This window comes from Actinomadura sp. NPDC048021, from assembly GCF_040653135.1.
Classification (GTDB): Bacteria; Actinomycetota; Actinomycetes; order Streptosporangiales; family Streptosporangiaceae; genus Spirillospora; species Spirillospora verrucosospora.
The window spans coordinates 59323-84712 of record NZ_JBEZJQ010000025.1 but is presented as its reverse complement, the minus strand read 5'-3'; the positions used below and the strand labels follow the sequence as shown (position 1 = coordinate 84712).

The window sequence follows — 25390 nt, the reverse complement described above, 5'->3', positions numbered from 1 at the left end:
ATGGCGATCAAACCGGGCCATGACGGATCCATCGCCGTAGTCGAGGACGGCCGGCTGCTGTGGTGCCTGGAGTCGGAGAAGGACACGTTCCCCCGGTACGCGCCGCTGACCCCCACGACGCTGCTGGAGGCCGCGCAGCGGCTGGACCGCATGCCGGACGTGGTGGCGCTCGGCGGCTGGGCCAAACCGCGCACGGGCGGAGTGATCGGCGCCGGCTACTCGGGCGTCTCGGCGGTGCGGCGCAGCCGGATCCGCTTCTTCGGCTCCGAGGTCGAGTACTTCACCTCGTCCCATGAGCGCTCGCACCTCATGACCGCCGTCGGCATGGCGCCGCCGGGGGACGAGGAGCTGAGCACCGTCCTGGTGTGGGAAGGCGTGATCGGTTCGTTCTACCTGGTCGACCGGGACTGGCAGGTCGTGCGCACCGTGCCGGTGCTGCCCCACCCGGGCGACCGCTACGCGTTCCTCTTCTCGCTGGCCGACCCGACGTTCCCCGACCACGGGCAGACGCCCCGCACGGACGGCAGCGGCAAGCTGATGGCGCTGGCGGCGTACGCCGACGCGAAGGACGCCGACGCCGACATCGAGTCCGCCGTCGACCGCATCCTGGCCGCACCGGCCGTCAACCCGGCGCCGAAGGCCGACTTCGCCGACACCGTGCTCTACAACGCCGGCGTCCAGTCGAAGGCCGCCAAGACGGCCGCGGCCCTGCTGACCAAGCGGATCTTCGACATGTTCGCCGAGGTCGCGGTCCGCGAGCTGCCGGCCGGCACGCCGTTGCGGATCTCGGGCGGCTGCGGGCTCAACTGCGACTGGAACGCGGCGTGGCGCGATCTCGGGCATTTCAGCTCGGTGTTCGTTCCGCCGTGCACCAGCGACTCCGGGTCGGCGATCGGGACCGCGATCGACGCGCTGGCCCACCGCGGCCGCACCACGCCGATCGACTGGTCGGTGTACGCCGGGCTCGACTTCGTCGACGACACCCGCCCCGATCCGGGACGGTGGCACGAGGGGCCCCTCGACGACCGCGCCCTCGCGGCGGCGCTCGCGTCGGGCCGGATCGTCGCCTGGGTGCAGGGACGCTGGGAGGTCGGTCCGCGCGCGCTGGGCAACCGGTCGCTGCTGGCCGAGCCCTACTCGGCGGCGACCCGGGACCGGCTCAACCAGATCAAGCAGCGGGAGCCGTACCGGCCGATCGCGCCGTGCTGCCGTGAGGAGGACCTCGCGGACGCCTTCGTCGAGGACTTCCCCGACCCGTACATGCTGTACTTCCGGCGCGTCCGGTCGCCGCGGCTGGCGGCGGTGACCCACGTCGACGGCTCGGCCCGCGCCCAGAGCGTCACCGCGGCGGGCAACCCGCCGCTGCACGGCCTGCTGAGCGCGTTCGCCGACCGCACCGGGCTGGGCGTGCTGTGCAACACCTCGCTCAACCACCTGCGGCGAGGTTTCATCAACCGGATGTCGGACCTCGCCGCCTACTGCGAGGACCGCGGCATCGACGACATGGTCGTCGGCGACCGCTGGTACACGCGGACGGCCACAGGAGGCGGACATGCCGGCTGACCCGCGCACACCCCGCTCCCAGCCGCTGGTCAGCGTCATAATCCCCACCCTGAACCGGGCCGCCGCGCTGGACGCGGCGCTGGACAGCGTCATGACGGCCGCCCGGAGGCTCTCCGACGACCGGGACGCGGTCGAGGCGATCGTCGTCAACGACGGCGGCCGGTCCGTCGGCGACCTCGTCGACGCCTGGAAGCCGCGGCTGCGCGTCACGCTGATCGAGCTCGACCGGTGCTCGGGCGGGGCGTCCGTGCCGCGCAACGTCGCCATCGACGCCGCCCAGGGCGAGTACATCGCGTTCCTCGACGACGACGACGTCTTCCTGCCCTCGCACCTGGCCGCCGGCTGCGAACCGCTGCGGCGCGGCGAGGCGGACTTCGTCTACTCGGGCGCCGTCGTGTCCGAGCGGCGGCTGGACGCCCTCCCGGACGACCTCGGCGGGTACCGGCTCAAGGCCTACCCCTACGACCCCCGGTTCCTGATGGTGGCGAACTACCTGCACACCGGCTCGGTCATCGTGCGCAACTTCCGGCGCACCGACGTCCGGTTCGATCCGCGGCTGGACGTCTGCGAGGACTGGGACCTGTGGATCGCGCTGACCGCGGAGCTGGACTACCGCGTCGCGTTCGTCGACGAGATCACCTCCGTGTACCACCAGATCCCCGACACCAGCGGGGTGGTGTCCGGAGCCCAGCTGATCTCGCCGTCGAAGTTCGCCCTGGCCCGCGACTACATCAACGCCAAGTGGCCGGTGGCGGACCCGGTCGTGGAGGGGTACCGCGCCTGGCTGGTGGCGCTGGAGCGGTACCGCGACGACCTCATCGCGCGGCGCAGGCGCATGCCGAACCTGCTGTTCGACGAGATCCTCGGCTACCTGCACGAGCGGATCACCCGGGGGCTGCCGCCCGACGACGCCCACATCGCCCGGTTCTTCACCGCGGCCGCGCCGGTGGGGCCGGAGGCGATCGCGTGAGCCCGCGGTCCGACGAGCCGCGCGGCCTGCTGTTCTCGCCGGCGTCGAGCTATCCCGTCCCGACGGCGTACGTCGTCGACCGCGACGGGACGATCCTGCACACCTGGAGCCACACCCACGGCCAGCCCCGCCCGGAGGACGACCCGCCCAGCTACCTGCGCGGCTGGAACCACGTCGAGATGGACGAGGCGGGCCGCCTCTTCGCGATCGTGCCGCTGCACGCGCTGCTGAAGCTCACCCGCGACTCGCGGCTGGAATGGGCGTGCGACGTGGCCGCGCACCACGATCTCGCGATCAACGCCGACGGCACCGTCCTCGTGCTCGGCGAGGCCCCCCGCCGGGTGGACGACGGCCGGACCGGCCACGTCGTGCTCGACAACCTGATCACGACGATCTCCGCCGACGGCGCCGTCACGAGGGAGGCGTCGCTGTACGACCTCCTGCGGACGGACCCCGGCCTGCGGCGGCTGATCGACACGGAGATCCGGCGGCGCGCCGCCGCGTTCCGGAGGCGCGGGTGGCCCGTCCCCGACGACGGCGTCCCGGACGCGGTGGCCGCCGAGACCCGCGCGATCCTGCGGACGGGAGGCCACGCGGGAGAGCGGCGCCGCGCCCTGCGGCTCCTGCGCGCCCTGCCCGGGTCCCCGTGCGACGTCCTGCACACCAACACCCTCGAAGTGCTGCCACCCCATCCGGCCGGCCTCTGGTCGCAGGGCGACCTGCTGGTCTGCATGCGGGAACTCGACGCCATAGCGGTGATCAGCCTCGCCGACGAGCGGGTGGTCTGGTGGTGGGGGCCCGGCGAACTGTCGAGGCCGCACCAGCCCACCCTGCTCCCGGACGGCCGGATCCTCGTCTTCGACAACGGCGTGGAGAGACGGCGCTCGCGCCTGGTCGCGGTGGACCCGGCCACCGGCGGCATCGGGTGGAGCTGGACGGCCTCCCCGCCGGAGTCGTTCTTCTGCCCGCTCGCCGGCGGCGCCGAGCCGCTGCCGGGCGGCGGCGTCCTGGTCACGAACTCCACCGCCGGCGCCGCCTTCGAGGTGACGGACGACGGACGGGTCGGCTGGGAGATGTCCCTGCCCGTCGAGGTGTACGGGGCCGAGCGCGGCCGGGTGTCCATCTACCGGATGTCGGCCGTGCCCGCCGGCGTCCTCTCCCGCGACGCGGCCGGACGCGCGCCGGCGGCGGCCGGGACGGGTGAGCGGGGGACTTCGTGAAGACCTTGATGATCATGAGGAGCCAGAGCGGGGTCCCCGGCCGGTCCGGCGTGCCCGGCGGTCAGATCGGCATGATCCAGATCGCCCGGGCGCTGCCGTCCCTCGGAACCGAGGTGAGCCTGTTCGTCGGCGGGCCGCGGATGGCCTACTTCGCGGGCCTCGACGACCTCGATCCGCACTACCTGCGCTGGCCGACCTGGCTCGACACCGCCATCGCGGCCGCTCCGGGAGGGGTGCGCGCGATCGGCCGCCGCCTGCGGCGGCGCCGGTGGCTGGCCGCGGTCACGGCGCTGCCGGAGTTCGCCGGCGCGGACGTGATCCACGTCCAGGGCCTCGAAGACGCCGAGGCGCTGCTCGACCGGGCCGACGGCCCGATCGTCGTCACCCACTGGGGACGGGTCGGCCGGTGGCTGCCCACCGGAACCGACGCGCGCGCGGACGAGCTGCTGGCCCGGCGCATCAGCCGGATCCGCGCCGGAGCCAGGATCGTGGCCATCGGCCAGGCGCAGGCCCGGGCGCTGACGGACGCGGGCCTGCCGCCTTCCGCCGTCATCCCGCCGGGCATCGATCTGGAGCACTTCGCCAAGGGCGACCGCGACCGCGCACGCGCCGAGCTGGGCCTGCCCGCCGACGCCAAGATCGTGCTCTATGTGGGCCGCCTCGCCGCCGACAAGAACGTCGAGACCGTGCTGTCGGCGTTCGCGGGCATCAGCGGGAAGGTCGAGAACGGCAGGCTGCTCGTCGTCGGCGACGGCCCCTTCCGGCAGGACCTGCAACGCGCCGCCACGGAGCTCGGCATCGACGCGTCGGTGTCGTTCCACTCCTTCGTCCCCCACCAGCAGCTGCCCGCGTACTACCAGGCCGCCGACGTCACCGTCGTGCCGTCGAACCTGCTGGAGACGTTCTGCATGGTCGCCCTGGAGGCCATCGCCTGCGGCTGCCCTCTGGTCGTCACCGACCAGGTGCCGGAGATCCTGAACGACTTCCCCGACGTCCCCTCCGTGTCCCCGTACGACGTCGCGGGCTTCCAGGAGCACATGGCCGCGGCCCTGCACGGTGAGCTGCGCCCGGCCGCCGACGCGCGCGTCGGCGAGTACGCCTGGAGCCGGATAGCCCGTCAGTACGCTGACCTCTACCAGACCGCCGACCGCCGCAGCAGCGGTGAGACCTCAAGCCGATAGGCACTCGCGAGGAGCCGACGAATGCACTCTGCCCTGAACGAAGGGACGCACCCCGACGTCGCGCGGGAGCGGTTGCGGCACGTCTACTGGATCGGCGGCGGCAGCGGGGCGGGCAAGTCCACCATCGCCCGGCGCATCGCGGACCGGTACGGGATGCACCTGTACGACACCGACGCGGTGATGCCCGACCACGCCCGGCGCATGCCCGCGGAGGAGGCCCCCTACCTGCGCGAGTTCGCGGCCATGGACATGGACCAGCGGTGGGTGGCCAGGAGCCCGCGCGAGATGCTCGACACCTTCCACTGGTACCGGGGCGAGGGGTTCGGCCTGATCGTCGACGACCTTCTCGCCCTTCCCGCCGACCGCCCGGTGCTGGCCGAGGGCTTCCGGCTGCTGCCCGACCTCGTCCGGCCCCTGCTCACCGAGATGAGCCACGCCGTGTGGCTGCTTCCCACCCCCGCGTTCCGCGAGGCGGTGTTCGACGGCCGCGGCGGCCCGGCGTGGGGGTTCGTCGCCAAGACGGGCGATCCGCGGCACGCCCTGCGGAACCTGCTCCAGCGCGACGCCATGTTCACCGACCGGCTCGCCGAGCAGACCCGGGACCTGGATCTGACGGGCCTCAGGGTCGACCCCGAGGTCACCGAGGACGACCTCGTCCGGCGAGTCTCCGCGGCGTTCGGCCTTGAGCAGTAGGCGGTCGCGACGTGGCCGCCCCAGGCGCGGCCCCGGCGGCCGCGACCGCCGGCAACGGCCTCCGGCGCCCCCGCACCGGTCAGGCGTGCCCGTCCAGCAGGCGTTCCAGGTAGACGCCGACCCCGTCCTGGACGTTGGCGAGCGTCACGTCCGTGGCCGCGGCAAGGACCTCCGCGTGCGCGTTGGCCACGGCGACCGACCGCCCGGCCCACCGCATCATCGGAACGTCGTTGGGCATGTCGCCGAACACCAGGACGTCTTCCGCCGGAACCGCCAGCTCACCGGCGACGGCGGCGAGGGCGCTGCCCTTCGTCACCCCCCGCCGGCTCATCTCGACCAGGCCGAGGTATCCCTGCCGGGTCACCTCGACCAGATCACCGACGGTCGCGGCCACCAGCGCCACGAACGACTCCGGCTCGCGCCCGGGAGCGCGCGCCTGCAGCTTCACCACCGGCCCGCCGGTCAGGTCGGGCGGCACGGCCGGCGCGGGGGCGGCCGCGGCCCCGCGTCTCCGGGGCCAGCCGGGCTCGTGCAGAACCCGGCCGCCGCACTCCACGTGCGCGGCGAAGACCACCTCGGGCACCCGCTCGCGGAGCAGCGCGCACACCCGCCGGACGTGCGCGGGAGCCATCGGCCGGCAGGCGAGCACCCGCTCCGCCGCCGGGTCGTACACCACGCCGCCGTTGGCGCAGACCGCCAGGTACCGCGCGCCGAGCTGGGAGTAGACCTCCGCGAGCCGGTGCTGCGACCGCCCGGTCACCAGCACCACCCGGGCGCCGGCGCCCGCCGCCCGGCGCAGTGCGGCGGCGTTGCGGGCGCTGACGGCGCCGCCCTCCCCCAGCAGCGTGCCGTCGAGGTCGGTCGCGATCAGTCTCGGACGCGCGGCCGGGCGGACCGGAGGCGGGGGCGAAGGCGTCACGCCGCGACGATAGCCCCGGCCGCGGCGCGCGTGACGGCCCGGCGCGCGACGAGCGCAGGCGACCCCCGGAGTGCATCGTGACCGAGACGTTCGACCGCCCCCGGGAGCTCACCGGCGACGCGTCCCTGAACCACGTGGTCCTCGGGCCCGCCGGGTCGATCGGCGTCGAAGGACGGCTCGCGCAGGACGCGTGCTCCCGGGACGCTCTGCACGCCCTGGCCGCCGACCTCGGCCTGCCCGGCCTGCGGAGGGACCGCCTGGCCGACGATCTCGCCCGCGCCGCGGCGTCGTCCGACGCGGAGGCGGCGCGCTCGGCCGCCGCCGTCCTGCACGCCTTCGGGATGCGCCTCGGTGCGCTGGTCGCGACACTGCGCGATCCCGCCACCGCCGAACGCCAGGGGAGCACGCCGCACCGCCGGGCCTTCCTCGCCCGGTGGACGGCCGTCGAGCGCGTGTGGTTCGGGGGCGGTCTGCTGGCGGGCGGGTGCGGACCGCTCGTCCTGGAGGGGGCGCGGGCGACGGCCGGTCTCGCACCGCACCCGTGCCCCGTGGCCGTGTCGCCCCGGCCGGAGCTCGCCCCGCTCATCGGCGCGGCCCGGCACGTGCCCGCGGGCTCCGGCGCCGAGGCCGCGGTGGTGGCCGACCTCGGGCACACCCGCATCAGGACCGCGGTCGCCGAGCGGCACGACGGCACCCTGCGGCGCCTGCGCCACCTGCGCGCCGGGCCCGTGCCCCGGCGGCCCGGCGCCGACGCCGTCGAGGCGGCGGTCGGCGCCGCGCTGGCCGCGGCGGTCCGGGACGCCGCGGGCCCGGCGTCGAAGCGGGTCCGGGTCGTCGTCAGCGTCGCCTCGTTCGTGCGAGACGGGCTGCCCGCCGACGACGGGCAGGGGATCTACGGGTGCCTCGCGGCGCGTGCTCCCGCGCTCCTGCGCGCGGTGGGCGACGCGGCCGGCGTCAGCGCCGACCTGCGGTTCCTGCACGACGGGACCGCCGCGGCCTCGGCCGGGGGCGGCCCCGGCGACGCCGCGATCACGGCGGGAACGTGGCTGGGCGTGGGCTTCGCGCCCTCGGGAGGGCCGCCGCCCCTCGCCGTGCCGCGGCGCGGGCTGCCCGTCGCCTGGGCGGACGAGGCCGGCCCGCCGCCGGGCGCGCTCGGCTGAGGACCGAAGGAATGGCCGACGAAGTGGGACACGGTGACCGCCGCGCCGCCACGGACGGGGATCCGGCAGGAGCCCCGGCCGGGACGTCCGCCGCGCCGGCCGGCGGCGCGCACCGTCCGACCCTCGTCATCGTGAGCGGGCCTCCCGGCTCGGGCAAGACGACCATGGCGGGCCTGCTCGCCCGGGCGCTGCCGTGCCCTCTCGTGTCGCGCGACGCCATCAACGAGGGCATCTTCCACACCTTCGGTCACGACCTCGGCGTCGCCGCCAAGGACTCCGTCGCGCGCATGGCCTTCGACGCCTTCTTCCAGACGGTCGATCTGCTGCTGTCCTCGAAGGTGTCGGTCGTGGCCGAGGCGGCGTTCCAGCACCGGAGATGGCGCCTGGGGCTGGACTCGATCAAGACCGAAGCGGACATCAGGCTCGTGCACTGCGTCATCGATCCCGGGCTGGCGCGCCGGCGCGTGGCCGCGCGGCTCCGCGAGCAGCCCGACGGCCCCGGTGCGCGGCGTGCGGCGCTGGCCCGGCGAGGGAGGACGGGCGGCGGGGCCGCGAGCGGATTCGAGGAGGTGTCGCTCGCGGTCCCCTCGCTCCGCGTCGCCACCGCGAGGGGCTACGACCCGGACATCGACGTGATCATCGACTTCATCCGTGCACAGCGTGGATCCGGCACTCAGTAGAGGGTGGCATAGGTGAACTCATTATCGTCCGTCGCAGTAATCGGAGGAAGCGGCTTCATCGGCTCACATCTGTGTGAACTGCTGTTGGACATGGAGTGCCGGGTGTACTGCGTGGACAACTTCGCCACGAGTGGACCCCACAACGTGGCACATCTCGCGGACCGGCCCGGGTTCGCACTCATCGAACACGACATCAACGAGCCCCTCGACCTGACGGGCGCGATCGGGACCGTGGTGCATCTCGCCTCGCTGCCCAGCCCGGTCGACTATCTGGCGCGCCCGGTGGAGACCCTCCGTGTCGGTTCTCTTGGAACTCTCAACACTCTGGACTTCGCCCGGGCGAAAGGCGCCCGATATGTGTACGCGTCGAGCAGCGAGGTCTACGGAGACCCGTCCGTACATCCGCAGACCGAGTCCTACCACGGCAATGTGAACCCCATGGGGCCGCGCTCCTGCTATGACGAGGGAAAACGGTTCGGAGAGGCCGCCTGCGAGGCGTACCGGACCGTTTATGACGTCGACACCACGGTCCTGCGCATCTTCAACACCTACGGCCGCCGCATGCGGGCGGAGGACGGCCGGCTCGTGCCCACCTTCATCCGTCAGGCGCTGGCCGGCCGGCCCCTCACCGTGCACGGCACCGGGCGGCAGACGCGCTCCCTGTGCCATGTGGACGACACCGCGCAGGCGCTGGTCAAAGCCGCTCTGACCGGGCATCCGGGGCCGATGAACATCGGGAATCCCGACGAGCTGACGGTCGTCGCCATCGCCGAGCTCATCCGGGAGCTGTGCGACTCGCCGTCGCCGATCCACCATGTCGGCGCCCGCGACGAGGACCCCACCAGGCGGCGCCCCGACATCGCCCTGGCCCGCCGGGCACTCGACTGGGAACCGCGAGTGAGCCTGAGAACCGGCCTGACCGACACCATCGCCTGGTTCGCGAGCCATTCGTCACTGGCCGCAGTGAACCCCTGACGCTCCATTACCCGATGCGGGCGCGGCTCGCCGTGCCCGCATCACTCCCCCACGTCATTCATCCGGGAGAGGCCCGCGACCGAATCCGGTCACGGGGGCCGGGTTGCGCATCTGCGCTTTCCCCGGACGCGCCCATTCCCGCGCAACTCGAAGGATATTTTCCTACTCATCAGTTGAACTGGGAAAACGACGGCCCGGCCCTGCCTCACAAAGGGTTTCTCAACCACAGAGCCGGGTCGCCGCCTCCCATGCGCCCCTGCCGACGGGTGAAGAGGCCGCCGCGTGAATCGAGGGGCTTGCACGCCGACCAGAATACCAGCCGACACGGTCGGCCTCTTGTGTTACGTTCGGCCTTACGCAACTCAACAAAATAGGACCGATCCCGGTCTTCGAGTTGCGCCCGTCAATCGGGTGCAGCGAGGAGGACCGGGATTGAAGACCCCGGACCTCCTCGTGAGCACCGCTCACAAAGGAGGGGGTCCCCTTGAGGAACCTCGAAAACCGCGAACGCGGTCGCGCGCTCGCGCTCGTCCTCACCATCTGCGGCTTCGTGCCGCGGCGGGTGAGGCTCGCCCGCGAGTGGCTGACCAACGAGGTGACCGGACCCGCCAAGAGGCGGCGCCCGGCCATCGCGTGGACGGTCGCCGTGGTGGCGATGGTCGTCGGAACGGGCAACAACGTCCTGCTCCTGAAGTCGGGAGCGACGGGCATGCCCGCCTTCGTGACCGCCTTCCTGACCGACGTCGCGGCGTGCACCGCCCTCTGGCTCGTCGTCCGCCCCAAGTGGCGGCAGGTCGACCGGCGGGTGAAGCGCTCGGCGCTCATCTTCGGATGCACCTCACCGGTCAGCATCTGGAGCGGGCAGGAAGCGCTGCACCACATGCCCTACGCGATGGTCGCGGTGCTGGCCCTCATGGTGGGGCCGATGGTCGCGGCCCTGGTGTCGGGGCGCAAGAACTGGCAGATAGTCGGGTGGGTGCTCGTCTCGGGCACCGGCGCCACGCTCCTGTACGGCATGGCGGCCTGGCAGCTCTCGCCCATCGGGATCCTGAGCGTCGTCCTCAACGGGATGATGTACTGGGCCATGGCGCGGATCTTCACCGGTCTGGGCCGCCTGGAGGAGGAGTTCGCCAACGAGGCCGAGCAGGCGGTCAACGCCGCCAAGCAGGCCGCGCTGGCGGCGACCACTCCCCGGGAGGCCGAGCTGGCGGCCATCGCCGTCAAGGAGGCCGAGCTGAAGGCCGGCACCCGCAAGGAGGCCGTGCTGACGGCCAGTGCCCTGAAGGGGCTGGTCTCGGTTCCGGTGCTGTTCGTGCTCTTCCTGAGCGCGCACGGCCCGACGGTCGTGAGCCAGCACAGCGCGTGGGCCACGATCGGCGCCCTGGGCGTCGGCACGCTGGCCACCATCAGCGCGCTGTGTTCGAGCGCCGCCTGGAAGCGGGGCTTGACCATCTCCGCACACGCTCAGCTGCAGCCGGCCAAGCCGCTGCTGGGCCTCTTCTGGGGGACTCTGGTCGCAGGCCAGAAGCCCCCGAAGTTCACGCAGGACACGATCGCCGGGTACCTCCTGGTCTGCCTGGGAGCACTGGCGGTCGGCCTCATCTTCGTCGAGGAGAAGACGAAGGAGCAGATCAGGAAGGCCCGCGCCAAGAAGGCGCGGGCCCTGGGTGAGCCTGACACCGCCTGACGGCGCAAGCCGCCGGGCATGCAGTAACGGGCACGGTGCCCTAACACCGTGACCGCTTCAGTCGAACGGCGGGGGGTGCCCGCCCCCCGCCGTTCTTCTTCGCTCGCCGTTGATCGTAGCGCCTGGATACATCGTTCCAGAGCTGTCCCCGAGGGGAGTACCGCATGTCGCGGCGCGGCCTCGGGCGGCGCTCCGCTTCATGAGTGAACCTAGAGGCGATGAACCCTGCAGACGAGAACGGCGAGGAGGACGGCGACCGGGACGGAGGCCGGTCGCGGCTGGCGCCGATACTGGCGGCGCCGATGTTCCGCTCGCTGCGCAACCGCAACTTCCGCCTGTTCACGGCCGGTTCGCTGGTGTCCAACACCGGCACCTGGATGCAGCGGGTGGCCCAGGACTGGCTGATCCTCGAACTGAGCCACGGCGACGGGACCGCGCTGGGCATCACCACCGGCCTGCAGTTCCTGCCGATGCTGCTGTTCGGGCTGTGGGGCGGCGTGATCGCCGACCGTTACTCCAAGCGCCGGGTCCTGGTGCTCGCCCAGGTGGCGATGGGCCTGCTCGCGCTGGTCCTCGGAGTGCTGGCCGTCACCGGAAGCGCCCGGCTGTGGCACGTGTACCTGCTGGCGCTCGGCCTGGGGGTCGCCACCGTCGTGGAGAACCCCGCCCGGCAGACCTTCGTGGTGGAGATCGTCGGCAGGACCGACCTGCCCAACGCCATCGCGCTGGGCGGCGCCTGCTTCAACATCGCCCGCGTCCTCGGCCCGGCGGTGGCGGGCCTGCTGATCGCGGCGATCGGCACCGGCCCGGTCTTCCTGGTCAACGCGGCGTCCTACGTCGCCGTGCTGGCCTCCCTGGCGGCGATGCGGGCCGGCGAGCTGAGCTCGGCCGAACCGGTGCCCCGGGGCAAGGGGCAGCTGCGGGAGGGCCTGGCGTACGTGCGGGCCCGGCGGGACCTGGTCACGGTCCTGCTGCTGCTGGGGCTCGTGGCCACGTTCGGGATGAACTTCGCGGTCACCATCCCGCTGATCGCCAAGGAGGTCTTCCACACCGGGGCGTCCTCCTTCGGGCTGGCCTCCACCATGCTGGCCGCCGGCTCCCTGGCCGGGGCCCTGGTGGCGGCCCGGCGGGTGCGCCCGACCCGCCGGCTGCTGCTCGGCGCGGCGGCGCTGTTCGGGGTGCTGGAGATGGCGGTGTCGCTGATGCCGTGGTACTGGCTGTTCCTGGCGCTGCTCGTCCCCACCGGCGCCGCGGTGCTGACGTTCACCACCACCGCCAACTCCACCATGCAGCTCGACGTCGCCCCGGCCATGCGCGGCCGGGTGATGGCGCTGTACACGCTGGTCTTCCTCGGCACCAACCCCCTCGGCGCGCCCCTCATCGGCCGGCTGTCCGAGCTGGTCGGCCCGCGCCTGGCGATGACGCTCGGCGGCGCGGTGTCCGCCCTCGCCCCCCTGCTGGTGGCGGCCCTGATGCTCCCCGGCCGGGCCCCCGCCCCCGCCGCCACGAACCCGGTCACCCCCCTCCCCCCACCCGGCCGCGGCAGGTCCCGCCGGTAGCGGGACCCCGGAGCTGGTTCGCGACATTGTGTTGCTATCTTGTCGACATGATGTCGATAAGTGCGCGGGGGTGGGACTGATGTTCCTCGCGCTTCGTGAGTTGCGGTTCGCCAAGGTCCGGTTCGGGCTGATGGGCGCCGTCGTGGGCCTGATCGCGGTTCTCATGGTCATGCTGTCCGGGCTGTCGGTGGGGCTGGTCAGGGACGGGGTGTCGGGCCTGCAGAACCTGCCGGTCACCTCCTTCGCGTTCGAGCGCGACGTCCAGCACGACTCGGCCTTCTCCCGGAGCGTGGTGGACATGTCCGCCGTGGACGCCTGGCGGAGCCGTCCGGGCGTGCAGCAGGCGGCCCCCTACGGGAACACGCTCGTCAACACCAAGAGCGACCGGGGCGTGGACGTCGACCTCGCGCTGTTCGGAGTGGCGCCGGACTCGTTCCTGTCGCCCGAGGTCGGCGAGGGCTCGCGCCTGAGGGACGCGGACGGCGTCGTCGTCAGCGCCACGGCCCTGGACGCCGGCCTTCGCATCGGCGACACGATCACGGTCGCCCGGCTCGGGACGAGGCTCCGCGTCGTCGGCGCCACCCCGCGGCAGGACACCTTCGGGCATGTCGACGTCGGCTACGTGCCGCTGCGGACCTGGCAGCTGATCAAGGCGGGCGCGGCCCCGGGCGACCCGGTGCCCGCGCACGCCACGCGGGAGATCACCGCCGTGGCGGTGCGCGCGAAGCCCGGAGCGTCGGTCGACCTCGCCGCCGGGGACGCCGCCGCGGGGACCGAGAGCCTCACGCTGGAGGACTCCTACGGCGCCTCGCCCGGCTACTCCGCCGAGACCTCCACCCTCCAGCTCATCCAGGTGTTCCTGTACGCCATCTCCGCCCTGGTCGTCGGAGCGTTCTTCGCCGTCTGGGCGATCCAGCGCAAGCACGAGGTCGCCGTGCTGCGCGCCATGGGGGCGTCGAGAGGCTGGCTGCTGCGCGACGCGCTCACCCAGGCGTTCCTCCTGCTCGTCGCCGCCGTCGCGATCGGCGCCGGGATCGGCGTCGGCCTCGGCTCGCTCATCACCGGCGGCGGGATGCCGTTCGCGCTCAGCGCCCCGAGCGTCACGGCCGCCGCCGCGGGGCTCGTCCTCCTCGGGCTCGCCGGAGCCGGCGCCGCCGTCGCCCGGATCGCGTCCATCGACCCCGCCACCGCGCTTGGAGGCAACCGATGACAGGGAAGACCACACAGGCCGCCGGGCCCCGCGAACCCGGCGCGGACGACCGCCCGGGGCTCGTCATGGAGGGCGTCAGCCTCAGGCACGGCGACGGCTCCGAGACCGTCCAGGCGCTCGACGACGTCGACCTCGCGGTGCGCCCCGGCGAGCTGGCCGCCATCGTCGGCCCGTCCGGCGCCGGCAAGTCGAGCCTGCTCGCGGTCGCGGGCGGTCTCGCCCGCCCGGACCGGGGCACCGTCACGGTCGCGGGGCTCGACATCACGGCCGCCGGCGCGAGGGCCAGGGCGAGACTGCGGCGCGAGCACGTCGGGTTCGTCTTCCAGTCGGGCAACCTGGTCCCGGCGCTCACCGCCGTCGACCAGCTCCGGCTGCCGCTGCGGTTCCGTCCGCGCCGCGCCCGCTCCGGCCGCGATCCTCTCGCGCTGCTGGAGGACGTGGGAATGGCGGACCGGGCCGACCGGCACCCCCACCAGCTCTCCGGTGGGGAGCGGCAGCGGGTCGGCATCGCCCGGGCGCTGGTGACCGGGCCGAGCGTGCTGCTCGTGGACGAGCCCACCGCCGCCCTGGACCGGGCGCGCAGCCACGAGATCGTCCGCCTGCTCGCCCGCGAGGCGCGGCAGTGCGGCGTGGCGGCCATCATGGTGACCCACGACCACGATGTCCTCGAACACTGTGACACCGTGTACGAGATGATCGACGGACGCCTGGCCGCGCTCGCCTGACGCCCCGGCCGGGCCGCCCGCCGAGGACGACCGGACCGGAGGGGCCCGTGCCGAAGATCCAGGCGCCGACCGTGGCGGAGCACCGGGCCGCGCAGCGGGCGGCCCTGCTCGACGCCGCCCGCACCCTGCTGTCCGAGGACCCCGAGCGGGCCCCCGGCCTCGCGGACGTCGCCCGCCGGGCCGGGCTCGCCCGCTCCAGCGTGTACGCCTACTTCAGGTCCCGCGACGACCTGCTCGACGCCCTCATCGTCGACACCTTCCCGCGCTGGTCGGCCTACGTCGAGGCGCGGATGGCGAAGGCGAGGACGCCCGGCGACCGGATCCTGGCCTACGTCTACGCCAACCTCCGCCTCGTCGCCCGCGGAGACCACGCGCTGGCCCGCGCCCTCGCGGCCACCGGGCGCACCGACACGCTGGCCAACTCCAGCCGGCTGCTCCACGACGAGCTCCAGACGCCGCTCCGCGTGGCCCTGGCAGACCACGGCGCCTCCGACCCCGACCGCACGGCCGAACTCGTCCAGTCGATCGTCTACGCCCTGACGCGGATGATCGAGGACGGCCTCGCCGAACGCGCGGCCCGCCGCCTCGCCCACGAACTCCTCGCCCCCTACCTGGACGCCGCGGCACCGTAGACGGGACGCGCGGCGCGGCGGGCAGGACGTCCTCCTGGGTAGAGATCTCTGCATGAGCAAGGACAAGCGGCTGTCCCGGCGCGTGTACGAGCCGGAGCTCGCCCGCCTCCAGTCGGAACTGGTGAACCTCCAGGAGTGGGTGCGCAGCGAGGGCGCCCGCGTCGTGGTGGTGTTCGAGGGACGGGACGCGGCCGGCAAGGGCAGCACGATCAAGCGGGTCACCGAGTACCTCAATCCCCGCGTCGCACGGATCGCCGCGCTGCCCGTCCCGACCGACCGCGAGCGCACCCAGTGGTACTTCCAGCGCTACGTCGAGCATCTGCCGGCCGCCGGGGAGATCGTCCTGTTCGACCGCTCCTGGTACAACCGGGCGGGCGTCGAGCGCGTCATGGGCTTCTGCTCCAAGCAGGAGTACACGCGCTTCCTCCACCAGTGCCCCATCTTCGAGCGGCTGCTGGTCGAGGACGGGCTGTTGCTGCGCAAGTACTGGTTCTCCGTGAGCGACGCCGAGCAGGAGCGCCGTTTCCGCAGCCGCCTGGCCGACCCGACGCGGCGGTGGAAGCTGTCGCCGATGGACCTGGAGTCCATCACCCGCTGGGAGGACTACTCCCGCGCCAAGGACGAGATGTTCGTGCACACCGACATCCCCGAGGCGCCCTGGTACGTCGTGGAGAGCGACGACAAGCGCCGCGCGCGGATCAACATGATCGCCCACCTGCTGTCGACGATCCCCTACCGCACGGTGGAGCCGCCGCGGCTGGCGCTCCCCGAACGGCCGCCCCCCAGGGGATACGAGCGGCCGCCGCGCGACATGCAGACCTACGTCCCCGACCACTCCGCGTCCCTGAAATGAGACCCGGCGGCGCGGGGGACGGTGCCGTTACTGCTTGGCCGGGTCGGATCCGGCGCGCTTGACGATCCGGTCGCCCTCGCTCACCGAGTTCCAGAGGGAGCCGTCGACGCGGATCTTCTTGCTGCCGCCGCCGGTGAAGGTGACCTTGAGGTAGTGGTAGAGGTTCGACCCGTCCGGCATGTTCCGGGACTTGCCGTCGACGACGCCCTCCCACTCTTCGTCCTCATGCACCCGTCGTGACCTGAACATCCGCGCACCGCCCTTGGTGATGGTCCTCTTACTTCCTGTGATCAGGTTAGGCCCGCCGCGGGCGCGGGGGCCTCGGCCGCGCGAGGGGTCCTGCGGATGCGACTTCAGGCTGAGGGGCGGGGCCGGACGATACCGAGGTCGTAGGCCATCACGACGGCGTGCACGCGGTCGCGGGCGCCGAGCTTGCGCAGGACCGACGAGACGTGGGTCTTCACGGTCGCCTCGGCGAGGGACAGATACCCGGCGATCTCCGCGTTGGAGGCGGCCCGGGCGACCAGCGTGAGCACCTCCACCTCGCGGTCCGTCAGCTCGGCCAGCCGTGCGGGCCGGACGGGTTCGGCCGGCTGGACGGCCACGAACCGGTCGAGGAGCCGGCGCGTCACGGTCGGGGCCAGCAGCGCCTCGCCCCTGGCGACGACCCGGACGGCGTCGGCCAGTTCCGGCGGGCGCACGTCCTTGAGCAGGAAGCCGCTCGCCCCCGCCCGCAGCGCGGCGTAGAGCGGCTCGTCCAGGTCGAACGTGGTCAGGATGATGACCTTGGGAGGGTCGGCGGCGGCGGTGATCCGCCGGGTGGCGTCGATGCCGTCGGCGCCGGGCATCCGCACGTCCATCAGGACGACGTCGGGGCGCAGCCGGGCGGCCTCCCGGACGGCCTGGTCGCCGTCGCCCGCCTCGCCGACGACCTCCAGGTCCTCCCGGGCGTCGATGATCATGCAGAATCCGGCCCGGACCAGGTCCTGGTCGTCGGCGACGAGCACCTTGATCGTCATGGCGGCTCCCTCGGGGCGGCCGGGCGCGGCCCCGGACCCCCGGCCGGGTCGGGTCCCGCCGCCGGCGGCCCGCCCATCATCGCAGCGCGCCGCGCCGGCGGCGTCCCGTTGCCGGGAGCCCCGCCGCGGTCACCGGGCGACCGTCTCCCAGAACCCGCAGCCGTGCTCCGCCCTGGCGTCGACGGTGCGGATCGCGCCGGGCGCGAGGCTCAGCGGCGCGGTGCCGGGCCGCCAGCGCGGCGCGCCCCGGTGGTTCGGGTCGCCCGAGCGGGCGAAGGCGCTCCAGTAGCCGACCATGGTCCGGGCCAGCCCCTTGCGCTCGCGGTTCACCAGCAGGTCTCTGCCGCCCAGGTCGAAGAGGTAGGGCAGGTCGGTGGCGTGGGCGGCGCCCTGCGGGACGTCGGGGACGTGCAGGCCGTTGACGTTGGGCGCGTTCTCGTCGGCGAACTCGTAGGAGTAGACGGTCGTGCGCGCGGCGAGGTCCCGGGCGCCGGCCAGTGCCGAGCACGCCCAGGACGCGTCGGTCAGGACCGTCGCCCAGGCCAGCCCGGCGGACGGGTACCGCGACAGCGGGTACCGGGCGGCGACCCTGCCCGCGGCGGGCCCGAACGCCTCCTCCAGCAGCCGGGGATAGGTCTCCGCCGTGATCAGTTTCGGGTCGTACCGGATCGCGCCCGCGACGAACGACCGGGCCTCGTCGCGCGTGCCGCCGATGATCACCGGTACGCGGGTGAACGCGCCCGCGCGCAGCGCCGCCGCCGGGTCCCGCGGCAGCAGTCCGGTGCCGTAGGCGAGGTGGTCGGCGAAGGACGGCGAGTGCGGGAGGAGTTCGGCGGTGGTCTTGCCCCGCAGGCACGCCAGCGCGTCCGTGCCCGCGCACTCCAGTTCCCGGGCGGCGGCCAGGCCGTCCTCCCGGCCCTGGGCGACGGGGACGTAGGGCCGGTCGGCGGGCGCTCCGGGGAACAGGCCGCCGGCGGGCCAGCGCAGCCCGCACGCACCCGACGAGATGATCGCCTTGTCGAAGTGTCCCCGGGCCGCGGGCGAGGTGAGCAGCGCGCAGGCCGACATCGCCCCCGCCGACTGGCCGAAGACGGTGATGTTGCGCGGGTCGCCGCCGAACGCCGAGGCGTTGCGCCGCGCCCACCGCAGCGCCGCGATCTGGTCGGCGAAGCCGAAGTCGCCCGACCCTTTCAGCCCGGGCAGCCCCAGGTAGCCGAATATGCCGAGCCGGTAGTTCACCGTGATGACGACGGCCTTGCCCTCGGTCGCCAGCCGGACGGCGTCGTAGTCCTTCCCGCTCCCCTGGGTGAAGCCGCCGCCGTGCCACCACACCATCACGGGCAACGCACCGTGGCGTCCGCGCGGAGTGGTGACGTTGACGTAAAGGCAGTCCTCGCCGGACGGGTTCTCGGGCCCCGGCGAGCCCTGCGCGCAGTCCTTCCCCGGCCGTCCGGCGTCCCTTACGCCGCGCCACGGAGCCGGCTCGCGCGGCAGCGTCCAACGCCGGGCTCCGGTGGGCGGCGCGGCGTAGGGGATGCCGAGGAACTGCCGGGATCTCCCCTTCGCGATGCCCCGCACGCTTCCGGAATCCACGCGCACGGTCAGCGGCGCTCGCGCGGGCTCATGCGGCGAACGGCACGCCATCAGCGCCCCGGCGACCGAGACCGCCGCGAGCGCGGTGGACACGCTTCTGACTCCAGGGGACACGCTGCTGAGACCCGCCACGATGACGACCGCCCGTCTGATCACGTCCGCCGTCCGGCGGCACTCGTTCGAGAGCAAGGACGGGATGACCCGCCGGTTCGACGCTAGGGAACCCGGCGCCCCGTGGCCTCAGCCCGGCGTCCCGTCTTGGACCTGCGACTCCGGACGGAGCGGCGGCCCCGCGCCCGCCCACGGATGTAGGCGCGGGGTCAGATCCAGCCCTGCTGCCAGGCTCGGTGGGCGGCGGCGTGGCGGGTGGGGGCCCGGAGCTTGGTCATGGCGGTGGAGAGGTAGTTGCGGACGGTGCCGGGGGCCAGGTGGACCTGGGCGGCGATCTCGTTGACCGAGGCTCCGGTGCGGGCGGCGCGCAGGACCTCCAGCTCGCGGTCGGTGAGGGGGCACTCGTCCTCGGTGAGGGCGGCCGCGGCGATGTCGGCGTCGACGTAGCGGCGGCCGGCGGCGACGTCGCGGATGATCTCGGCGAGCCGGGACGCGGAGGTCGTCTTCGGGACGAAGCCGCGGACGCCGGCGGCCAGGGCGCGGCGCAGGACGGCGGGCCGGGCGTGCCGGGTGACCAGGACGATCCGGGTCGGCAGCTCGGCCGTGATCTCCTCGGCGGCGCGCAGGCCGTCGGCGGGCGGCATCTCCAGGTCCAGGACCGCGACGTCCGGGCGATGCTCGCGGGCCAGCCGGACCGCGTCGGTGGAGGTGGCCGCCTCGGCGACCACCTCCAGATCGTCCTCCAGCGCGAGCAGGGAGGCCAGGGCGCTGCGGAGGAGGTCCTCGTCGTCGGCGATCAGGAGTCGGATCATCGGTCGTCGCCGTTCGCGGCGGGCAGCGACGCGGTGAGTTCGAACCGGTCGGCGTCGCGGGTCCAGGTCAGGTCGCCGCCCGCGGTCCGCAGCCGGCCGGCGAGGGCGGTCAGGCCGGTGCCAGGGTCGGCGCCGGGGCCGGACGCGCCGTCGTTGCCCACCCGGAGGCGGGCGACGCCGCCGGTGACGCGGTAGTCGACGGACGCGTGGCGCGCCCGGCTGTGGCGGAGGAGGTTGGTGGTCGCCTCCCGCATCACCAGGCCGAGGAGATGGCGGGCGGTGTCGCCGATGGCGGCGGGCTCCGCGGTGGTGCGGGCGTCGATGCCCGCGGAGGCGAGGATCCGGGTGGCGTTGGCGATCTCGTCGTCCAGGCTGGTGCGGCGGTAGCCGAGCACCACGGCGCGGGTGTCGCCGAGCGCGTCGGCGGCCAGCCGCCGGACCTCGCGCATCTCGGCGGCGGCGCGCGGCGGGTCGGTCTCGGCGAGCCGGGCGGCCAGCTCGCTCTTCAGGGCGATGACCTGCAGGTGGTGGCCCTGGATGTCGTGCAGGTCGGCGGCGAACCGGAGGCGCTCGTCCTTCACGGCGAGTTCGGCCGACAGGCGGCGCGCCTCGTCCAGCCGCCCCGCGATGTCCCAGGCCCACAGGGGGCCGAGCGTGGCCCAGGCGACGAAGGCGGTGACCCCGGGCGGGAACAGCGCGGCGTACGGCAGTTCGCCGTCCCCGCTCAGGAGGCTGACGGCGCCGCCGGGCAGCGCCGCGGCGAGGACCGCGGCGGCGATCAGCCGGAGCCGGCGGCCGCGGTCCAGGTAGGTCGCGGCGACCGCCGTCATGATCGCGGGCGCGATCGGCCACAGCCCGTAGTCGCGCACGGCCAGGGGGCAGACGGCGAGCACGAGCGCGGCCAGCGCTCCGGCGGCCGGCCAGCCCGCGGGCGGGCGGGGCCGCGCACCGGCCGACAGCCGCGCGTTCAGCAGGGCCACCACCGCCGCGACCTCGACCGCCAGCGCGGCGGCGCTGAGGGCGCGCGGCTGGACCGGCACGTCGCCGTCCAGGATCCATTCGCCGGTGAGGAGGATGAGGACGGCCACGTTGGTGCCCGGCACCGCCCACCAGGTGTAGCGGCGGAACCCCGCCAGCCCTGCCTCGTCGGCCCCTGTGCGCACGCCGCCATTGTTCCAGCGGAAGGCGTCCGGGGCGGGTGTCATTTGTCCGGTATTCGCATGACAGATGTCATCCGCGCACGTGGTGGTCCGCCACTACCCGGGACCGTCGCGCCGCCCGAGGGTGGATGCGTCGCCCACCCGAGGAGGAGCACCGTGCCAGCACAGGAAGCCACGCGCCATGGCCGGGGTCACGCGCTGATGCGTCGCTGGCCCACGGCGGCGGCCCTCGCCGCCGCGGCGCTCATCTGGGGCGGCGGCCTCGGCGACCCGGACGAGGCGGTCTCCGGGTTCGGCGAGCTGCTGCTCCTGCTGGCCCTGGAGTACCTGATCCTCGCCCGGATCGGCCGGCGCGGGGCGTCCTGGCCCGTCGTCGGGTCCATGGTCGTGGCCATGGCCGCGATCGGCATGCTGGACGTGGTCCCGCTGTCCGCCGTCATCACGGCCGCCGCGCTGGTCCTGCTCGTCTGGGGGGCGTTCGCCGAGGCGCCGGACGGGCGGGCCGTCTTCGGGGCGCAGGCGGCCGGGATGGTCGGGTTCGGCGCCCTCGCGTTCGCGAGCCTTGCGGTCGACCCCGACCTCGGCCGCTACCTCGTCGCGGCCGGCTGGTTCCTGCACGGGGTGTGGGACGCCGTCCACCTCAAGCTCGACAAGGTCGTCTCCCGCTCCTACGCCGAAGCCTGCGGCGTGATCGATGTGGTGGTCGCCGCCATGCTCGTCTTCCTGCTGTGACCGGCCGCGACGGGCCGGGAGAAGGCGCCGCCGCCCGGGAACATCGCGGCGAGTTCCGGCCTGGGGTGGTTGCGGCTGATGTTGCGTTCGAGGAGGGCCAGCGACTCCCGGACGCCGACGCTCCCCGCGGTGGGTTCGGGCAGGCGGCCGTCGTCGCGCTTGAGCCGGACGATCGCCTCCTCCATGGCGCTCTGGGCGGCGAACAGGCACGGGGTGCTGTAGATCGCGACCTCCACACCGAGCTCGGTCAGCTCCGGCAGCGAGATGCGGGGCGACCTCCCGCCCGCGATCTGGTTGAACAGCAGCGGCTTGTCGCCGATCACCGTCCGGACCCGGCGGATCTGCTCGACGCTCCGGACGCCGTCGACCAGGACGACGTCCGCGTCGGTCCGCGCCAGCGCCTCGGCGCGGGCCAGCACCTCGTCCTCCTCGCCGGCGTCGGTGCGGGCGACCACCACGAGGTCGCGCCGGGTCCGCAGCACCATGTCGAGCTTGTCGAGGTACTCCTGCAGCGGCAGGATCCGCTTGCCGTCCACGTGCCCGCAGCGCCGCGGCCGCTGCTGGTCCTCGAGGATCACGCCGGACGCGCCGATCAGCTCCAGCTGCTCGACCACGTGGCAGGCGACCTCGGGGTCCACGTAGCCGTCGTCGATGTCCACGAGCAGGTGCCGCCCGGGGAAGGCGAGCCGCAGCCGCTGCACGAACGCGACGATGTCGGGCCAGGCGATGAAGCCGATGTCGGGAAGGCCGTAGTGCGACGCCGCGAAGCCGAAGCCGGACACGAAGAGTCCGTTGTAGTGCTGCGCGGCGACGGAGGCGGAGAACATGTCGAAAACCCCGATCAGCGGGGTGGTGCCTTCCGACCTGATCTCGCGTCGGAGCTCTTCTCCGTAGTTCACCTTTTCTCCTTTCGTTGCATGGGGCGCGGGCGACTTGTCCGACCAATACGGAACGCCACGGCTTGTGGCGACCACACCGCAGTCGGTATTCCGTGTCGTGAATAGTTACCCATGCGCAAAGCAAAACGCGGGTCAAGGAAGGGGAGGGAGGCGGCAAAAAGGCAAAGAAAACGGTCCGCTTTGACGGGTGATGTTCGGAATTGTTCTTTTATTCGTCGCGACCGTTGCGGGAGCTGCGCTTGACCGCCCCGACCCGGCCGGGCCCGGCCTCCGGCGGGCGGCGGACGCGCTCTGCGAACGCCGGGTGAACGCGCTGGAACCGGCGGGTTTCTATGCCCCTCGAAATACACATTGAACATCTAGCGCTTTTCACCTTCTGGAGGGGGCTCGTTTTCCTCGGCTACTCTCCCGTAGCTGTGGTCCCCGCGAGAAGACGAATTCGCCGTCGCATGCGCAGGAGCATGCCGGTCCGGCCCGTGCCGGCCGCCGTCATCTTTATCGCGAACGCGTTTTCCCGCAAGCCCGCCGAGAAAGGCGGGCGGTGCTCCGCGACGGAGCCGAGGACGAGCAGCGAACCCGCCGTTCCGGGCCGCGCCCCCCGCTCCGCGCGCGAGCAGGACGGCCCCGGCGGCACGACCCCCCGATTGGAGAACCGTCATGCGCAAACTGCTGAAGGCGACGCTGGTCGCGTGCGCCTTCGCGCTCGCGATGTGCGGTGTGACGTCCGCGAACGCCGCCGAGCCCCCCGGTGAGGGCGGTGTGCCGATCATCGGCGGCCACAACGCCACCGAGACCTATTCCTGGATGGTGTCGCTGAGCAACGGCTGCGGCGGCAGCCTGGTCGCGGCCCAGTGGATCGTCACGGCGAACCACTGCGGCTCGGCGTCGCAGGCCCGGATCGGCTCGACCTACAAGAACTCCGGCGGCGAGGTCCGCCAGATCGACCGGCGCACCACCCGGTCGGGCACCGACCTCACACTGATGCACCTCTCCACCCCCGCCCAGTCCGCCCCGGTGAAGATGGCGCAGTCCAACCCCGCCGCGGGCACCCCCGTGCGGCTGCTCGGCTTCGGCTGCATGAGCTGGCCGAGCTGCAGGACCGCCACCGTCCTCCAGGAGATCGACCTGACGATCCTGCCCAGCAGCCGGTGCGCGACCGGCGGCGGCACCGCCAACGACGTGTGCGTCTCCGGCGACCGGACGCACTCGGCCTGCCACGGCGACTCCGGCGGCCCGGCGGTCGTCGGCACCCGCGGCGACTGGACGCTCGTCGGCGAGACCCACGGCCCCGGCGACAACCTGGGCGAGTGCGCCACCACCACGCTCTACACCGGCATCGCGCCGTACCTGTCCTGGATCAACCAGCAGATCGGCCGCTGACCCCCCGCCCCCCACCCCCGAGGAGCTCCCATGTCACTTCGCAGGATCATGGCGGCGCTGGCCGTCACGCTCGGCCTGTCCTTCCTGGTGCCCGCCCTCGCCGTCGAGCCGGCGTCGGCCGCGGCCCCGGTCGCGGTCCGCACCATCTACTACGACGCCAGTGCCGCGCAGGAGTTCAGGGCGGCCGTCGACCAGGGCGCCGCGGCGTGGAACGCGGCCGTGCCGGCGATCCAGCTCAGGGCCGCGACCGGTGCGCAGGCCACCGTGAAGGTGTACGCCGACAACGGCTGGCCCCGCACCTACATGAACGGCTTCGGCCGCGCCACCATCTACATGGGGCGCGAGGCGGTCAACGACGGCTTCTACCCGCCGAGGATCGCCGCGCACGAGCTCGGTCACGCCCTCGGCCTGCCCGACAACCGCAACGGGCGCTGTGACTACCTGATGTCCGGCCACAGCTCGCCGACGTCCTGCCAGAGCACCACCCCGCACTCGACCGAGGCGGCCCAGGTCACCCGCAACGCGGGCGGTCTCGTGCCCGCCGCGCTCAGCCGGGAGACCCGGTACGCGGACTGCTTCGTCTTCTGACCGTCCGCTCCTTCTCCGACCGCGTCGCACCGCGGGCACGACGCCGACACGTGCCCGCGGTGCCGCGCGTCCGGCCCCGTTCGCGCTGGTGCGCGCGGGTCTCATCGGGTAGGGAGGAAGTAAAGGGGGTTCGTACCTGACCGAATCCCGGGACGGGCTCCCGGTCGCCGCGGCGGCGAGTCGATGCGAGGTGGTGGCGATGTGCAGGTGGATGGCCTACTCCGGGGACCCGGCCCTGGCGGAGGCCCTGCTCTTCCGGCCGGCCCATTCCCTGATCAACCAGAGCCTGCACGCCCGGCTGGGGGCGGAGACCACGAACGGGGACGGCTTCGGCGTCGGCTGGTTCGGGGACCGGCCGATCCCGGGCGTGTACAAGAGCGTCCTTCCCGCCTGGAACGACCCGAACCTGCGCGAGATCAGCCGGGAGATCCGCACCCCGCTGCTGTTCGCCCACGTCAGGGCCTCGACCGGCGCCGCGGTGCAGCGCAGCAACTGCCACCCGTTCCGGTACCGGCGGTGGCTGTGGATGCACAACGGGGCCATCGCCGACTACCCACGGCTGAAGCGGGACGTCATGCTCGCGGTCGATCCCTCGCTCTACCCCGAGATCGAGGGCACGACCGACTCCGAGGCCCTGTTCTACCTGGCCCTCACCTTCGGCCTGCGGGAGGACCCGCCGGGCGCCGTCGCCCGCACCATCGGCCTCGTCGAGGACCTCGGGCGTCGCCACGGAGTGCCCGATCCGCTGCAGATGACGGTGGCCACCAGCGAGGGCGAGTCGATCTGGGTGTTCCGCTACTCCAGTCAGGGACGCACGAGGTCGCTCTTCTACTCCACCGACATCGCCGAGCTGCGCTCGCTCTACCCCGGGCTGGACGTCCTCCAGCGGCTCGGGACGGACGCGCGGTTCGTCGTGTCCGAGCCGATCCACCATCTCGAGGGCGCGTGGACGGAGGTGCCGGAGAGCTCGTACGCGGTCGTGCGGCCCGGCACCCACGAGCTGCATCCTCTCGTCCCCGTCCGGAAGCCCGAGGAGAGCACCGCCTGACGTTCCGGCGGCGGCCCGTCC

At 73.3% G+C, this 25390-nt stretch carries 25 protein-coding genes; 18 read left to right on the top strand and 7 right to left on the bottom strand.

Features of this window, described 5'->3' with window-relative positions; all coding sequences use genetic code 11:
- From AB0C87_RS32885 to AB0C87_RS32865, 5 genes are read left to right on the top strand one after another with little or no spacing between them, the layout of a single operon-like run.
- A complete protein-coding gene (locus AB0C87_RS32885; protein ID WP_345178173.1) occupies positions 1 to 1563 on the top strand; it encodes a carbamoyltransferase C-terminal domain-containing protein in 1563 nt (520 codons plus the stop codon).
- Positions 1553 to 2533 (top strand): glycosyltransferase family A protein, encoded by a 981-nt coding sequence (locus AB0C87_RS32880; RefSeq protein ID WP_345178171.1) that lies wholly within the window; start codon positions 1553 to 1555, stop codon positions 2531 to 2533. Before AB0C87_RS32885 ends, AB0C87_RS32880 begins: the two co-directional genes overlap by 11 nt.
- On the top strand, positions 2530 to 3753 hold the full coding sequence (locus tag AB0C87_RS32875) for an arylsulfotransferase family protein (protein ID WP_353831044.1): 1224 nt from the start codon (positions 2530 to 2532) through the stop codon (positions 3751 to 3753). The genes AB0C87_RS32880 and AB0C87_RS32875 overlap by 4 nt, the downstream gene beginning before the upstream one ends.
- 14 nt (positions 3754 to 3767) lie before the next feature.
- Positions 3768 to 4934 (top strand): glycosyltransferase family 4 protein, encoded by a 1167-nt coding sequence (locus tag AB0C87_RS32870; RefSeq protein WP_345178168.1) that lies wholly within the window; start codon positions 3768 to 3770, stop codon positions 4932 to 4934.
- 21 nt (positions 4935 to 4955) lie between these two features.
- The gene (locus AB0C87_RS32865; RefSeq protein ID WP_345178167.1) at positions 4956 to 5627 is read left to right on the top strand and encodes a shikimate kinase; all 672 of its coding nucleotides are present in this window, start codon (positions 4956 to 4958) and stop codon (positions 5625 to 5627) included.
- A 79-nt stretch (positions 5628 to 5706) separates the two neighbouring features.
- Here the strand turns inward: AB0C87_RS32865 and AB0C87_RS32860 are convergent, their stop codons facing one another.
- The gene (locus AB0C87_RS32860) at positions 5707 to 6546 is read right to left on the bottom strand and encodes an HAD family hydrolase (RefSeq protein ID WP_345178165.1); all 840 of its coding nucleotides are present in this window, start codon (positions 6544 to 6546) and stop codon (positions 5707 to 5709) included.
- 77 nt (positions 6547 to 6623) lie between these two features.
- Here AB0C87_RS32860 and AB0C87_RS32855 point away from each other — a divergent pair, with 77 nt between their 5' ends.
- From AB0C87_RS32855 to ppk2, 9 genes are all read left to right on the top strand, one after another.
- Positions 6624 to 7706, top strand: coding sequence for a hypothetical protein (locus AB0C87_RS32855; RefSeq protein WP_360581089.1), 1083 nt, complete (start codon positions 6624 to 6626; stop codon positions 7704 to 7706).
- 11 nt (positions 7707 to 7717) lie between these two features.
- Entirely contained in the window at positions 7718 to 8386 is a 669-nt protein-coding gene (locus AB0C87_RS32850) for an AAA family ATPase (RefSeq protein WP_360581088.1), read from the top strand.
- Between the two features lie 12 nt (positions 8387 to 8398).
- Positions 8399 to 9361, top strand: coding sequence for an NAD-dependent epimerase/dehydratase family protein (locus AB0C87_RS32845; RefSeq protein WP_360581086.1), 963 nt, complete (start codon positions 8399 to 8401; stop codon positions 9359 to 9361).
- A 484-nt stretch (positions 9362 to 9845) separates the two neighbouring features.
- Positions 9846 to 11048, top strand: a complete 1203-nt coding sequence (locus tag AB0C87_RS32840) for a hypothetical protein (protein WP_360581084.1) — start codon at positions 9846 to 9848, stop codon at positions 11046 to 11048.
- Positions 11049 to 11266: 218 nt separating this feature from the next.
- Positions 11267 to 12607, top strand: coding sequence for an MFS transporter (locus AB0C87_RS32835; RefSeq protein ID WP_360581082.1), 1341 nt, complete (start codon positions 11267 to 11269; stop codon positions 12605 to 12607).
- 79 nt (positions 12608 to 12686) lie between these two features.
- Complete coding sequence (locus tag AB0C87_RS32830) at positions 12687 to 13817, top strand: FtsX-like permease family protein (RefSeq protein ID WP_345178154.1); 1131 nt, start codon at positions 12687 to 12689, stop codon at positions 13815 to 13817.
- On the top strand, positions 13814 to 14542 hold the full coding sequence (locus AB0C87_RS32825; RefSeq protein WP_353831038.1) for an ATP-binding cassette domain-containing protein: 729 nt from the start codon (positions 13814 to 13816) through the stop codon (positions 14540 to 14542). Before AB0C87_RS32830 ends, AB0C87_RS32825 begins: the two co-directional genes overlap by 4 nt.
- A gap of 47 nt (positions 14543 to 14589) precedes the next feature.
- A complete protein-coding gene (locus tag AB0C87_RS32820; protein WP_360581080.1) occupies positions 14590 to 15174 on the top strand; it encodes a helix-turn-helix domain-containing protein in 585 nt (194 codons plus the stop codon).
- Between the two features lie 52 nt (positions 15175 to 15226).
- Complete coding sequence (gene ppk2, locus AB0C87_RS32815; RefSeq protein WP_345178149.1) at positions 15227 to 16027, top strand: polyphosphate kinase 2; 801 nt, start codon at positions 15227 to 15229, stop codon at positions 16025 to 16027.
- A 27-nt stretch (positions 16028 to 16054) separates the two neighbouring features.
- Here ppk2 and AB0C87_RS32810 read toward each other — a convergent pair whose 3' ends face one another.
- From AB0C87_RS32810 to AB0C87_RS32790, 5 genes are all read right to left on the bottom strand, one after another.
- Positions 16055 to 16258: a hypothetical protein gene (locus AB0C87_RS32810; RefSeq protein WP_345178146.1), complete on the bottom strand. Its 204-nt coding sequence runs from the start codon at positions 16256 to 16258 to the stop codon at positions 16055 to 16057.
- A gap of 122 nt (positions 16259 to 16380) precedes the next feature.
- Positions 16381 to 17046 carry a response regulator transcription factor gene (locus tag AB0C87_RS32805; protein WP_345178144.1) on the bottom strand — a complete coding sequence of 222 codons (666 nt, stop codon included), beginning with the start codon at positions 17044 to 17046 and terminating at the stop codon, positions 16381 to 16383.
- A 129-nt stretch (positions 17047 to 17175) separates the two neighbouring features.
- On the bottom strand, positions 17176 to 18732 hold the full coding sequence (locus tag AB0C87_RS32800; RefSeq protein ID WP_345178142.1) for a carboxylesterase family protein: 1557 nt from the start codon (positions 18730 to 18732) through the stop codon (positions 17176 to 17178).
- A gap of 227 nt (positions 18733 to 18959) precedes the next feature.
- Positions 18960 to 19562 (bottom strand): response regulator transcription factor, encoded by a 603-nt coding sequence (locus AB0C87_RS32795; RefSeq protein ID WP_345178140.1) that lies wholly within the window; start codon positions 19560 to 19562, stop codon positions 18960 to 18962.
- Positions 19559 to 20725 carry a histidine kinase gene (locus AB0C87_RS32790; protein WP_353831034.1) on the bottom strand — a complete coding sequence of 389 codons (1167 nt, stop codon included), beginning with the start codon at positions 20723 to 20725 and terminating at the stop codon, positions 19559 to 19561. The genes AB0C87_RS32795 and AB0C87_RS32790 overlap by 4 nt, the downstream gene beginning before the upstream one ends.
- A gap of 153 nt (positions 20726 to 20878) precedes the next feature.
- Here AB0C87_RS32790 and AB0C87_RS32785 point away from each other — a divergent pair, with 153 nt between their 5' ends.
- Entirely contained in the window at positions 20879 to 21454 is a 576-nt protein-coding gene (locus AB0C87_RS32785) for a hypothetical protein (RefSeq protein WP_360581077.1), read from the top strand.
- Here AB0C87_RS32785 and AB0C87_RS32780 read toward each other — a convergent pair.
- Positions 21391 to 22353, bottom strand: coding sequence for an isocitrate lyase/PEP mutase family protein (locus tag AB0C87_RS32780; protein ID WP_360581075.1), 963 nt, complete (start codon positions 22351 to 22353; stop codon positions 21391 to 21393). The genes AB0C87_RS32785 and AB0C87_RS32780 overlap by 64 nt on opposite strands.
- A gap of 657 nt (positions 22354 to 23010) precedes the next feature.
- Here AB0C87_RS32780 and AB0C87_RS32775 point away from each other — a divergent pair.
- From AB0C87_RS32775 to AB0C87_RS32765, 3 genes are all read left to right on the top strand, one after another.
- Positions 23011 to 23733, top strand: coding sequence for a trypsin-like serine protease (locus tag AB0C87_RS32775; protein WP_360581073.1), 723 nt, complete (start codon positions 23011 to 23013; stop codon positions 23731 to 23733).
- Between the two features lie 30 nt (positions 23734 to 23763).
- The gene (locus AB0C87_RS32770) at positions 23764 to 24321 is read left to right on the top strand and encodes a snapalysin family zinc-dependent metalloprotease (RefSeq protein WP_345178128.1); all 558 of its coding nucleotides are present in this window, start codon (positions 23764 to 23766) and stop codon (positions 24319 to 24321) included.
- A 199-nt stretch (positions 24322 to 24520) separates the two neighbouring features.
- Positions 24521 to 25369 carry a class II glutamine amidotransferase gene (locus AB0C87_RS32765; protein ID WP_353831029.1) on the top strand — a complete coding sequence of 283 codons (849 nt, stop codon included), beginning with the start codon at positions 24521 to 24523 and terminating at the stop codon, positions 25367 to 25369.
- The last annotated feature ends 21 nt before the right edge of the window (positions 25370 to 25390 follow it).